Origin of the sequence: Psychrobacter fulvigenes (assembly GCF_904846155.1) — a bacterium.
GTDB classification, from domain to species: Bacteria; Pseudomonadota; Gammaproteobacteria; order Pseudomonadales; family Moraxellaceae; genus Psychrobacter; species Psychrobacter fulvigenes.
On record NZ_CAJGZP010000001.1, the window covers coordinates 1312825 to 1325010 of the forward strand.

The window sequence follows — 12186 nt, forward strand, 5'->3', positions numbered from 1 at the left end:
AATCTATTGTTTAAAATATTCCACTTACTAATGTTTATTAACGAGATAGTTTATGTTTACTGATAGTCACTGTCATCTTAACCGTTTGGATTTAACGAAGTATGATGGTCAATTATCTGGCGCGATTGCTGCGATGAAAGACGCCCAAGTCACTCGTGCGATGGCAATTATGTGTGATTTTGCTGAATACGATGAGATTGCCAACATTGTCAGGACCTATGGTGATGAGACGCTAAATCTAGGGATGAGTGTTGGTATTCATCCTTGTGAAGACATCAAAATCTTGCAGTCAGCGACCGTCGAGCGTTTGGTAGAAACTGCCAATGCCGAGCATGTGTGGGCAATAGGCGAGACGGGTCTGGATTACTACTGGTCAACCGAAAACGCCCATGAGCAGCGTGAAAGTTTTGCGCGTCACATTCATGCTAGCAAGCAACTCAAAAAACCGCTCGTTGTGCATATGCGTGATGCTAAAGAAGACACCATGGATATCTTAAAAGCGGAAGGTGCTGAGCATGGCATCATTCACTGCTTTACTGAAGACTGGGAGACGGCAAAGCGCGCACTGAATTTAGGGTTTTACGTGTCGTTTTCGGGCATTGTTAGCTTTAAGAGTGCAAAAATGATTCAAGATGCAGCTAGACAAATGCCTAGAGACCGAATACTTATCGAAACCGATAGTCCTTATTTAGCGCCTGTACCCAAACGTGGCAGACCCAATGAACCTGCATACGTACCCTATGTGGCAAGCTATCTTGCAGACATGTATGGATGCAGTAGCGATGAAGTCGGCGCACTTACTGCAAAAAACTTTGAAAATCTACTGGCACAGTACCATTAAAATGGTTATGCTATGACCAGTCAGTCATTCACTGGATAATTTGAGCGCTGTGCTATTGCATACTTTGCGATAAAGCTAACAGTATGATTATCAATGACTATTCAGAAAACATAAGCATGGAAGCCTTTTATAGTCATCGTATGGTTTTTGTACGGTCATCATGACCTATTGTATATTTAGCTATTGCAACTATAAACCTATGCTTCATCTTGTCAGATTTTAGGAGACGTTATGAGTCGTCAACACCAATTTAAAGTACGAGAAGAAAATATCTTGGCGATGGCTGAGCAACTGTTACTTGAATCTGGCGATGGTGATATCACTTTGGATAGCTTGGCCGATCAGCTTGATTTGGCGAAAGGCACCCTATACAAGCACTTTTCTAGCAAAGATGAGTTGTATTTGCGTATTATTATTCGCTACGAAGAGCAATTGTTTGAGATCAATCGTATCGATGATACGCCAGCAGCAGGCATTTCACGTATGATCCTGCAGCAGCTGATGAATCCACAAAAAGCCATGCTGCTCAATCAAATCGAGGAGCGTCTGGCGGCTTCTGTAACGGGTCTCAATCGCTTATTTGGCGAGCTATACGATATTCGTCGTCAGCGCATGAAGCGTATGATTGACATTATTAGCTTGTATCTAAAAGATGAGCGCAGCCGGATGACGACTCGTGACTATTTGTCTTCCCTTTGGGCGCTGGGTCAGGGCGGTGCTGGGCTGTTAAATTCAAGCTTCTATCAGCGCTATCTTGGTCGCCGAGATACCCTACGCTATGCTTTTGTGCAGCAGATTTTAGAGCTGCCCAGTCATTATCCTATCTATGCCGATGATGAAGAGGTGATGGATGAGGACATGCAAGAGCTTGTGGAGCAAATCGATACGGAATCAGAAGAGCATCGTAAGACGACTTATTAATCACTTAAAGTATTAACCAGTCATTATTTACACTGGTTAATACTCAAAAGTTTAGCTTACCCTAAAGACTGTCCTCTCAAATCACCTCTATTGCGATATCTCACATTAATGATAATAGGTGCCCTATGCCGGTTACTGTCAAAACTCAGTCCAGCTCAGCGCCTTATCCATCTGCTGCCAATCATATTAAATCTTTATCCTCTGAGCACATATCTATTAAGCGTATACCTTCTAGTTCTAAACAGCTATGTTTTAAAGAAATACCATCTAAACATATAGACAACCATGCACAAGCTGGCTTCACCTTGGTTGAGATTGTGGTAGTGGTGGTTATTTTGTCCATATTTGCTGGCATGATGAGTCTGTCTGTCGGTAGCAGTGAGTCTCGCAAAAACCGTGCTTTTTATGAGCATCTGACAGATTCACTCAGCTACGTTAGGCTGTTAGCTGCTGAGGGTATGCAGCCGATGGGGTTAAGTTTGCAAGCAGACAAGCAAGGTCAAGTGACGCCTGTCATTGTGACTTTATTAAATCCATATATTGGTTACCAGACACAAGTGCTACCGACAGGTGGCGGTGATAGTACGCTCAAAAACTCAATGGAGTTGTCTGCTGATTTGTCTGGAATGTCAGGCACCTCTGGAAACCAACCAGCAACCCCAAGTTGGGAGCTTGAGCCTGCAGTATCTTTGCCAACCTTGCCTGCTGGGGTGAGCTTGAGTATTGAGAGCTTGGAGTCGAATATGTCTGGTATCGCACAAACGCAAACCTTACAGCCGTGGTTTAGTGCACAAACAGTGCCGCAAGTATTATGGTTTGGTAATGGACAGGCAACGCCTGTGACGATAGAGGTGCGTCATGACTCGCGCTTGGTCGGGGAAGTCATTACTATCATGCCTGATGGTAGTATAAAGATAGGGCATGGGCGTTAGCAGATGAATGACAAGAATAAACTAATAAAGAAACCTATCAGCCAAGCCCCAACGCTATCCAAGCGAGAAGGCGGATTTACCTTGATAGAGGTGATGGTGGCGCTCGCAATTTTAGCAGTGGTTGCGGTTGCGGCTAGCCGTGCCAGTAGCGCTTATTTGAGCTCAGTCGATGTACTGCGTACACAAACGCTTGCGCACTTCGTGGCACAGAATGCCGCGGCTGATTTACGGATTCAAGAGGCTTGGCTCACGGCCAGTCGCACGCAAACCATCAACGCTCAAGGTCGCGCGTGGCAAGTAGTGATGACGGTTTCGGACAGTCTTACGCCCGCATTAAAAGAGGTGAATATCAGTGTCGCTCCTATTGTTGATGGGCAAGCGCGTTCAGCGGTGACGGACATTGATGTGATGATTAGCAATGAGCAGCAAGAAATTGGCAGTCTCGACTTGAGTGGTTTAGGTCAAGGCAATCTGGGGATGTCGGGAGGTGTCCCGTGAGGCAGCAGCAGCGCGGCTTTACCTTGCTCGAGCTGATGGTGGCCATGTCGATATTTGCCATGCTTGCCGTTGCAGGTTGGCAAGTGTTTGATAGTGTCAACCGTGCTCGCGAACGCGCACAGTTTCATGCTGATAACTTAGCTGCATTGCAGTATGCCTATTTACAGTTGCAACAAGACATGGGGCAGATCATTGCTTATCAAGCGCCACCGACGCAAAATATTAGGGCAGATACTGCCAGTGCGCCTAACTTGAATAACAATGTTAATAAAAATGCTAACAACAATGCTGAAAATAACAACAACGTTAATAGCAATTCAGGTAATAACCAAGTTAACCCGATAGCTGCTGAGCCTTTTATGAGTTTGGATGCTGAACGGGTTAGCTTTGTGCGTTATGCCGATCCAGATCCGCGTTATCAAACCAGCCCAAGCATACAGCGTATAGACTATATCTTTGCCAATCAGCGCCTTATTCGTCGGCAATATAATAGCGTAGAAGGGGGTTCTGAGAGCATCAGTTTAGATACGGTACTGCTAGATGAGGTGACAGCAGGACGTTGGCACGCCTACCTACCTGAGATAAGTACCAAATTTCCTGATGCAAATAGCCAACAGGGTAACAATGGCAATAATCTTATAAATGCTAGTGAAGTCAGCAGTGACAGCAATAAAGCGCAGCCTATGTTGCCTAAGCTACTGCCAAAAGGGGTGGGCGTCAGCTTTACTTATCAGGACATGCCAATCACCTGGCAGTGGGCACTTGCTCCGCAAACCGTACCGCGTAACGGTGGTGGTCATGCTGCTAAGACAGCTAATAATAACGGTAACAATCCTGAAAATAATTCTGGAAATAAACCTAAAAACACTCTTGAAAATAACCCTGAAAACACGCCAACAGATCAATAATACGAGGGACTTATGACAATGCCATCAAAGCTGCCATCAGACTCCCAGTGTGGCGTGGCACTATTGACCATCTTATTATTGGTGGTCAGTATCACAGTCGTGGCAGGGGCGATGCTCGCCAGTCAAAAGATTGTCATTCGCCGTAGTGGTTTATTATTCAATCAAGATCAGTTGTTGCAAGGCATCAATGCAGGGCAGCAGCTGGCATTGACGGTGATACGTGCTGACAATCAGCTCAATGATACCGATAGCGAGCAAGACGTTTGGGCACAGCCATTAGCCCGCTATACTATGGGTAGGCACAGCGTCACTACCGAGCTACGTGATGAGGCCAGTCGTTTTAATATCAATAATTTATATCATGATGGCGCGGTGGATACGGCTGCACTTGCTGTGTTTCAGCGTCTATTGAATCAGCTAAACCTAGAGTCTGATATAGCCGTTGCCGTACTAGATTGGCAAGATGCGGACAGCGAGGTCTATAATGATGGTGGTGATGAAAGCGTGGTCTATGCTCAGCAAGACAATATAGCGGATAAAAAACTCCCAAATCAGCCGTTTATAAGTATTGAGCAGTTAGCAGAAGTGCGCGGAATAAGCGCTGAGGTGCTTGCGACCCTACGACCTTATATTACTGCAGTGCCTTATTTTTTACCCATTAACGTCAATACGGCAAGCCCGGTGTTACTCGCAGCACTAATAGAAGGAGCGACCACAGAACAGATGCAAACGCTGATAAAACTGCGCGAGCAGCAAGTATTGAGTGCCATCGATGAGTTGTGGCAGCTACCACCTCTTAGTGCTTTAAATACTGAGCAGCGTCAAGCACTGACCCCATTATTGGCAGTAGAGAGTCAGGCATTTATGGCGCTGATTACGGCGACTGATAGTAGTCCTGATGAGGCACCGCGGCAGAGGTTTGCGACGGTGCTGATCAGTAAGGTAAGTATCAGTAAATTAAGTCATAGTAGTGAGAGTAATGGTGATATTAACAATAATGGCAACAATGGCAACGACCGTTCTAATAGCGCTGACAGTGACGCTAATACGCCAAAAGTGATAAAAGTAGTTTCGCAGCGGTTGTGGGCATTTCGTCCTAGTTTTTAACCCCCACCTCAAGGCTATCAATCATTAAGCTGCGTCTCTTCGCTGGATTTCCAATTATAAGCGCCATAAAACAGCATCTGTGCCTGACGGGTGCAATTGTGTAACATCAGCTGCTTTTTCGCTTCAATCTCCGCTGAGTCAACCTCATCGTCATGCTCTTCAGAATAGGTTAACTCTAGCCAGTCAATAATCCAAGAAAAAAACATATTGACCCCAGCTTCAGCGAGTAGGCGACGGTCATAATCATTGATATGAGCAAAAGCAGGCTGTAATGCCAGATCTTCCCCTAAAATCTTGCCGTGCATTTTTACCAAGTTACTAATGGCTTTACGCACTGACTCTGAACCACCAAATCGTTCACTGACTAGGAACTGCCAATATTGTGACTGGGCGCTGACGGTGTGCAAAAACAGTTGAATACTCTTGGCAATTTGACGATCAAAACTGCGTTTACGGCCGATTTGTAAGCCGTCACGTAAGATGGCGAGCGTGCTGCCGAGCTCCTCAACCACCAGTGCCTCGCCCAAGGATTCCATGTCATCAAAATGACGATAGAAAGCCGTCGGCACCACGCCAACCTCACGAGTTACCTGTCGTAGGCTGATAGAGCTAAAAGACTGCCCTGTCATACACAAGTCTAATACCGCACTAAAAAATGCGTGCCGAGTTTGAAGTTTCTTTTTTTCGCGACTGCTCATAGTATTTAATCATTATCCAATAAATGTTTATGATACTCATTTCAACGCAAAGATACGAATGAAATTCTTATTACTCATATTTCAGAATGCTTAACATGGTCTAGTTATTAGACGATTGTGCCCAGATGTCCCTGCAATTCTTGCGCCAATCTATAGGCTTCGTGGTCATTCATCCCAGTGATAAAGTCTAGAATGTTGAGAATGTTTTGATAGATATCCTCTGATAAGACACGGCGATGCTCATCAAGATGTGGTTGCAATAGGTTTAATAGTCTTTGCTGCTCAAATGGCTTTGGTGCTTTCGTCAGTGCCATCCATGCTAGAGGCATAAAAGCATCAAGCAGGCGATGGAGGCACTGATTGGCCATCAGCTCCATGCGTACTTTGCTAGGATGATTAAAGATTTTTTCACGGGCCAAGGCTTTGGCTTGATTGATGCCGCTCTTTATCGTCGGATCGCAGTGCGCAAATAAGCTGCCGCTGAGCGTTCCTGCAAGCAAGGCATCGCTATTGGCCACAAAGGCGTCAGTGACGGCATTGACCAAACGCATCATGGCGCGAGCGCGCAGCGCTGCCAGCTGCTGTCTGGCAGACATTTGCGCTGGTAGCGTGATCGTGTCAGGGCGCTCACCGATTAATTGATAGAAGATGTCTGCCACTTCTGCGTAGCTGAGCATATTGAGGTGGATGCCGTCTTCTAAGTCTATCAGCGCGTAGCAAATATCGTCTGCCGCCTCTAGTAAATAAGCCAGTGGATGGCGTGCATAACCGTCATGCTGCTGTGAGCGCGGCAGATTTAAGCACTCTGCCAACTGTTCTAGCTGAGCGGCTTCACTATAAAAACAGCCAAATTTCTGTACATCGTCAGTGAGCTTGTCTGCATCCTTGTTATTACTATGAGTGGCCAGCCATGGATACTTCATAAATGCGCCCAAGGTGGCGCAAGTCAAGCGCATACCGCCATTATCAGGGTGGTGCTCGTTGCGTACCAATAGTCGAAACCCTTGGGCATTGCCTTCATAAGCGAGCAAGTCCAAACGCTCATTGATGCTGAGGTGCTGCAAGATGGGCTCGCGATCTGAGTGCATAAACCAATCGCGAATGGCGTACTCGCCAGCATGACCGAAAGGTGGGTTGCCGATATCATGGGCGAGACAAGCTGCTTGTACGATGACGCCTACATCCGCTGGCGTGACACCTGAAGGTAGGCCGTTATCTAATTTAGCATGGAGCTTTTCTGCTGCCATCATGCCAAGCGAGCGCCCAATGCAGGAGACTTCTAGCGAATGGGTCAAGCGGGTACGAATACCCAGTTGATTGGTCAGCGGGTGTACTTGGGTTTTTTGATTGAGCTGACGAAACGAATGTGAGAATACCAAGCGATCATAGTCTTTATGAAAAGAGGAGCGCGCGCTATCTTGAGTAGGTGGCAGCTTGTCGCTTCCTAAGCGTCTGGCATTGAATAGTCTTGCCCAGTGCTCGCTTGCGTTCTTTGGTCTATCTAATTGAGTGCTCATAAATTATATTCCATTATTCATTTATTATTTATTACCTCACTCTCAACTATTTTAAAATTATTGGTGTAGCCTGTGGCTTTAGCCCAGCATTTTGCTTTTTTAAAGGATCAAAGCTGGGCTAAAAGCACCAGCCTACGATAGTTTATAATAAGTTGAGAGCCAGATATTTATTATGATTATTTTTTAAAGTGGTTTGTCTATTTCAACTTTTATTTTTTAAGTCTCGTTAGCTAAGTTATTATAATAGAAAAAGCCAGCAATGCAGCTGGCTTTTGGTTGTTCTATGCTAGGCTTTGTAAGCGCTGTATGGAAATGTCGAATTGTTTATACGTTAAAGCGGAAATGCATCACATCGCCATCTTGTACGATATAAGTTTTACCTTCCAGACGAGACTTACCAGCGGCAGCTGCGCCTTTTTCACCGTTGTATTCGATAAAGTCCTCATAAGAGATCACTTCGGCACGAATAAATCCGCGCTCAAAGTCAGTGTGAATCACCCCTGCTGCTTGCGGGGCAGTTGCGCCAATGGCTACCGTCCAAGCGCGTACTTCTTTGACACCCGCGGTAAAGTAAGTCTGCATGTCAAGCAACTCATATCCGCCGCGAATCACTTGATCAAGGCCAGCTTCTTCCATGCCCATGTCTTCTAAGAAGTCTTTTTTGTCTGCTTCATCCAGCTGGGCAATCTCAGATTCGATTTGATTGCATAGGGCGATGACGATGGAGTCCTCGCCAGTCGCATAGTCACGTACGGCATCCAGGTACGGGTTGTTTTCAAAACCGTCCTCAGAGACGTTGGCGATATACATGGTTGGTTTTAAGGTAATCAAACCATAGCTTCTAATGAGTTTCTTTTCATCATCGTCTAGGTTGGCTGCGCGCGCGGCTGTGCCATCAGCGAGTAATGGTTCGATTTTTTTGAACACATCAAGCATAGCAGCAGCGTCTTTGTCGCCGCCTTTGGCTTTTTTGGAGAGGTTCGTTATCGCCCGCTCGACTGCTTCTAGGTCAGCGAGCGCCAACTCGGTATTGATGGTTTCGATGTCATCAATGGGACTGACGCGGCCATCGACGTGTACCACGTTATCATCGTCAAAACAGCGTACCACATGAGCAATGGCGTCAGTCTCACGGATATTGGCTAAAAACTGGTTGCCCATGCCTTCGCCTTGTGAGGCGCCAGCGACTAGGCCTGCAATATCTACAAACTCCATAGTGGTCGGTAATACACGCTCAGGCTTGACGATATCGGCCAGTTCTTTAAGGCGTGGGTCTGGTACAGGCACAATGCCAGTGTTGGGATCTTTGGTACAAAACGGAAAGTTTTCAGCCGCGATACCTGCTTTGGTTAAAGCGTTAAATAGAGTGGATTTACCCACGTTTGGTAGGCCGACGATGCCGCAGTTAAAACCCATAATAGTCTCTCGATATTTTGATAAAATCAGTTAGTGATATGTTGAATAAAAATTGGCGCTATTGTAGCAAAGTTTAGCTATTAGCGGGCGTATAGATGTGCTAATTTCATAGTAACGCATTGTTAAATAATGCGAAACTGAGGCAAGTGCATGAAAAGCTTGAACGAAAAAGAAGCGGTATGGATGGCATTGTCAGATTTTTTCATTGATAATGAAATAAATCACGAGTACATCGCCAAACGAGTTGCCCATCTGACCATCCCTGAAATAAAACACATTTTGTTTTATGAAGTGGCGCCGATTTGTATGAGTAACTTATTAGTACCCACGCCTACTGTCTGGGAAGGGTTTGATGAAGATTGCATTATCCCTGAGATACAGCAGCACTTGCAAGAGATGCAGTCTAATTGGCTTTATAACCACAAAGTCTTATTAAAAATAAAGTTTTATAAGGTTTTTTTGAATAAAGATTGGTCAAAGTTGATGGTAAAAGTAAGTCAGGAGCAAGCCAAACAAACAGATGATCTTTAAGCTTGAAAGCAGTAAATCCTTAATTGTCTGTATCAACTACTCCGATTATCACGCCCATCTCTTTTTTGTCATGCTTGTCGATACTGGGCGCATAAAGTGCCGAGGCGATACCGCCATCCAGAAACAACGCATTAGGACACTTTAAATCATCCCTAAACAATGACGCAAATTGATAGAAGCTCACAGGCTCGTTACTATTGACAAGCTGTATGCTGCCATCGCTGCAAACGCCTGCGCCATTACGAAACTTCAATGAGGTGCTGTCTGGATTAAACTGCGGATGAATCTCTCCATCGATGACCAGCATCGGCCCTGATTGAGTCGCATACCAAGGCTGCGCTTGGCCAGTTTTAAGCTGGGCATTTAGAGCATTACTTTCGCTGATTTGTACCTTGCCAGCCTTATCCCACCAGAGCACCCCGTTAGGCAATAAGTGAAAGTTGCCGCCACCTTCTTTGGTATTTAATGCGCGAATCTCTTTACCTTCGATGACGGTATAGCCAATCGGCGCGTAGCTTTCGTTATACATGCCTGCGTTCATTGCAAAGGCAAGGTTTTGCTGCGCTGGCAAGGCATCTACCAGATTATCAAAAGTGAGTAAGGGCTCAGAGCCATCGGTCTGTTGCCAAAATAGCTGTAGCGCATAGGGCGAGTCTGTTTTATCACCCAACACATCGGCGTTTATGTGACAAGCGCTATAACGAAAGGGCGAGTCTTGCACCTGACATGACCAATCCTCAGTTGAGGACATATAGGCATCTGAGGTGGTAGGCTGGCACGCGCTTATGCTCAAAGCAAAAAGCGCTGCTGCCAGTAAAGTATAAGGCGTTGTCAGAGTAGAGCGGGGCATGAGTCACTTATCTTTGGTCATTTAGAAATGAGCGGTCGTCTCTGTTTTTGTTCATATAAATAGCTATATAGCTGTTAAGGCTCACGCTCCGCGCTTTTTCTTTTTACTCATTGATGGGCGGAAAGTCGCGAAAGGTATTATTGACATTACCAATCAATCTGCCACCGTCTATCTCATCGTACTCTGGGCTACCAATAGTTTCTTCGGTTGGCGCATTGGTTTCTTTACCTTTATCACGCGAGTCTTTGTTGTAAGCGATTAGCGCATCGTTATCGGCTAGGAAGCTATCAGGATTTGCCATCACCCACATCTGATTGAACACGTCTGCACGGGCGCTATGATCAAGTAGCGCACCTGTATCAGTAAAGTAAAAGAACTTCGAGAGCAGTTTGATCTGTCCATCATCGAGACGTCTGGCAATATGATACGGTTGCAATTGACTTGGATGCTGTAGACCAACGGCAGCCACGATACTGGCGAGAGAATTCAAAGTGTTTTTGTGATAATTTGCCACGCGCTCAGCCTTACTTGGTACATCGAGTGCTTTTTGGCGATAAGGGTCTTGAGTGGCAACGCCAGTGGGACAAGTGTTGGTGTGGCAAGAGCGCGATTGAATACAGCCGACCGCAAACATAAAGCCACGTGCTGAGTTACACCAGTCTGCACCCAGTGCGATTAAGCGCGCAATATCAAAGCCTGAGACGATCTTGCCACTGACGCCCAGCTTGACCTTGTCACGGATACCGGCACCGACCAAGGTATTGTGAACCAACAAGAACCCATCAACCATTGGCATACCCACGCTGTCCATAAACTCGACTGGAGCAGCACCTGTACCGCCTTCTGCACCATCAATGACAATAAAGTCAGGATAGTTATCAGCTTCTATCATGGCTTTGACGATTGCCATAAACTGCCAAGGTTGACCGATACAGAGCTTAAATCCAACAGGTTTACCGCCTGATAGCTCACGTAGCTGTTGCCAAAAATCAACCAGCTCACGCGGGGTGCTAAAAGCACTATGTGATGAAGGCGAGATGCAATCCTCACCTACTGGGACTTCACGCGTATCAGCAATCTCTTGCGTGATTTTTTCTGCCGGTAGCACGCCGCCTTGACCAGGCTTGGCACCTTGAGAGAGCTTGATTTCAATCATTTTGACTTGCGGATCGACGGCTTTTTCGGCAAAAGACTGAGGATCAAAGTTCCCATGAGCGTCACGGCAACCGAAGTAACCCGTGCCCAGCTCCCAAATCAAATCACCACCAAACTTGCGGTGATAAGGACTGATTGCACCTTCACCCGTATCATGGGTGAAGCCGCCCATCTTAGCACCTTGGTTGAGCGCCATAATCGCATTGGCTGACAAACTACCGAAACTCATCGCTGAGATATTAAACACTGACATATCGTGGGGCTGCTGGCAACGCTCGCCACCGACAATGATACGAAAGTCTTTATTCTGCAGTGGTTCGCTGATAGATGACTGCAAAAACCACTCTTTACCATGCGTATATAAATTATCAAGGGTACCAAAAGCATTGGTATCACTGACGTTTTTGGCGCGTTGATAGACGAGCGCCCGCTGCTGGCGTGAGAACGGCACTTGTTCTTTATCGTCCTCTAACAAATACTGGCGAATCTCAGGACGAAAATCCTCAAGCACATAGCGGATGTGACCAGCGATGGGGTAGTTCTTTAAAATTGAGTGCTTAGACTGTGCTAAGTCATAGATACCTAAGGCGACTCCCAAACCACCGATAACTATCAACCACCAGTTGATAAGCAGCAGTCCTGCAAAGAAGAGCATGACGACCGCGGCAAAGGTGCTATAGCGTAGCAAGACACCAGTCAGGTAAGGGGAGTTGCTTACAGGCTTAGGGTTTAAATTGGTACGAGACTCAGGCATAGCAAAACTCAACGATAAGGTATAAAAGTTAAAAAACGCGATAGTAAGGGACTGTCAG

General features: G+C 46.0%; 12 protein-coding genes. 7 read left to right on the plus strand and 5 right to left on the minus strand.

All coding sequences use genetic code 11. The features are described from left to right. Nucleotides 1-52 precede the first annotated feature (52 nt). The 6 genes from JMX03_RS05795 to gspK all read left to right on the plus strand — a co-directional run bounded on the left by JMX03_RS05795 (nt 53) and on the right by gspK (nt 5207). Nucleotides 53-841, plus strand: coding sequence for a TatD family hydrolase (locus JMX03_RS05795; RefSeq protein ID WP_201595148.1), 789 nt, complete (start codon nt 53-55; stop codon nt 839-841). Nucleotides 842-1072: 231 nt separating this feature from the next. Next, entirely contained in the window at nt 1073-1762 is a 690-nt protein-coding gene (locus tag JMX03_RS05800) for a TetR/AcrR family transcriptional regulator (protein WP_201575024.1), read from the plus strand. A 125-nt stretch (nt 1763-1887) separates the two neighbouring features. Next, entirely contained in the window at nt 1888-2694 is an 807-nt protein-coding gene (locus JMX03_RS05805; protein WP_201595149.1) for a prepilin-type N-terminal cleavage/methylation domain-containing protein, read from the plus strand. A gap of 3 nt (nt 2695-2697) precedes the next feature. Further along, entirely contained in the window at nt 2698-3192 is a 495-nt protein-coding gene (gspI, locus tag JMX03_RS05810) for a type II secretion system minor pseudopilin GspI (RefSeq protein WP_201595151.1), read from the plus strand. After that, entirely contained in the window at nt 3189-4100 is a 912-nt protein-coding gene (locus JMX03_RS05815; protein ID WP_227695392.1) for a type II secretion system protein GspJ, read from the plus strand. The genes gspI and JMX03_RS05815 overlap by 4 nt, the downstream gene beginning before the upstream one ends. Before the next feature lie 12 nt (nt 4101-4112). Further along, nucleotides 4113-5207 carry a type II secretion system minor pseudopilin GspK gene (gene gspK / locus JMX03_RS05820; RefSeq protein ID WP_201595153.1) on the plus strand — a complete coding sequence of 365 codons (1095 nt, stop codon included), beginning with the start codon at nt 4113-4115 and terminating at the stop codon, nt 5205-5207. Between the two features lie 17 nt (nt 5208-5224). Here gspK and JMX03_RS05825 read toward each other — a convergent pair whose 3' ends face one another. The 3 genes from JMX03_RS05825 to ychF form a co-directional block, all read right to left on the minus strand. Beyond that, nucleotides 5225-5905 (minus strand): TetR family transcriptional regulator, encoded by a 681-nt coding sequence (locus tag JMX03_RS05825; protein WP_201595155.1) that lies wholly within the window; start codon nt 5903-5905, stop codon nt 5225-5227. 107 nt (nt 5906-6012) lie between these two features. Continuing rightward, on the minus strand, nt 6013-7422 hold the full coding sequence (locus JMX03_RS05830; RefSeq protein ID WP_201595157.1) for a deoxyguanosinetriphosphate triphosphohydrolase: 1410 nt from the start codon (nt 7420-7422) through the stop codon (nt 6013-6015). A 324-nt stretch (nt 7423-7746) separates the two neighbouring features. Then, nucleotides 7747-8838: a redox-regulated ATPase YchF gene (ychF, locus tag JMX03_RS05835; RefSeq protein WP_201575017.1), complete on the minus strand. Its 1092-nt coding sequence runs from the start codon at nt 8836-8838 to the stop codon at nt 7747-7749. Nucleotides 8839-8988: 150 nt separating this feature from the next. Between ychF and JMX03_RS05840 the strand changes: the two genes are divergently transcribed. After that, complete coding sequence (locus JMX03_RS05840) at nt 8989-9369, plus strand: DUF7079 family protein (RefSeq protein ID WP_201595159.1); 381 nt, start codon at nt 8989-8991, stop codon at nt 9367-9369. A gap of 19 nt (nt 9370-9388) precedes the next feature. Here JMX03_RS05840 and JMX03_RS05845 read toward each other — a convergent pair whose 3' ends face one another. Next, on the minus strand, nt 9389-10219 hold the full coding sequence (locus tag JMX03_RS05845; RefSeq protein WP_201595161.1) for a phosphodiester glycosidase family protein: 831 nt from the start codon (nt 10217-10219) through the stop codon (nt 9389-9391). Nucleotides 10220-10322: 103 nt separating this feature from the next. Beyond that, nucleotides 10323-12128: a glutamate synthase-related protein gene (locus JMX03_RS05850; RefSeq protein WP_201575014.1), complete on the minus strand. Its 1806-nt coding sequence runs from the start codon at nt 12126-12128 to the stop codon at nt 10323-10325. Nucleotides 12129-12186: the final 58 nt, after the last annotated feature.

Excerpts from the sequence above, each read along its gene's own strand:
- JMX03_RS05795 (WP_201595148.1), top strand. The coding sequence starts at position 53 with ATGTTTACTGATAGTCACTGTCATCTTAACCGTTTGGATTTAACGAAG.
- JMX03_RS05800 (WP_201575024.1), top strand. The coding sequence starts at position 1,073 with ATGAGTCGTCAACACCAATTTAAAGTACGAGAAGAAAATATCTTGGCG.
- JMX03_RS05805 (WP_201595149.1), top strand. The coding sequence starts at position 1,888 with ATGCCGGTTACTGTCAAAACTCAGTCCAGCTCAGCGCCTTATCCATCT.
- gspI (WP_201595151.1), top strand. The coding sequence starts at position 2,698 with ATGAATGACAAGAATAAACTAATAAAGAAACCTATCAGCCAAGCCCCA.
- gspK (WP_201595153.1), top strand. The coding sequence starts at position 4,113 with ATGACAATGCCATCAAAGCTGCCATCAGACTCCCAGTGTGGCGTGGCA.
- JMX03_RS05825 (WP_201595155.1), bottom strand. The coding sequence starts at position 5,905 with ATGAGCAGTCGCGAAAAAAAGAAACTTCAAACTCGGCACGCATTTTTT.
- JMX03_RS05830 (WP_201595157.1), bottom strand. The coding sequence starts at position 7,422 with ATGAGCACTCAATTAGATAGACCAAAGAACGCAAGCGAGCACTGGGCA.
- ychF (WP_201575017.1), bottom strand. The coding sequence starts at position 8,838 with ATGGGTTTTAACTGCGGCATCGTCGGCCTACCAAACGTGGGTAAATCC.
- JMX03_RS05840 (WP_201595159.1), top strand. The coding sequence starts at position 8,989 with ATGAAAAGCTTGAACGAAAAAGAAGCGGTATGGATGGCATTGTCAGAT.
- JMX03_RS05845 (WP_201595161.1), bottom strand. The coding sequence starts at position 10,219 with ATGCCCCGCTCTACTCTGACAACGCCTTATACTTTACTGGCAGCAGCG.
- JMX03_RS05850 (WP_201575014.1), bottom strand. The coding sequence starts at position 12,128 with ATGCCTGAGTCTCGTACCAATTTAAACCCTAAGCCTGTAAGCAACTCC.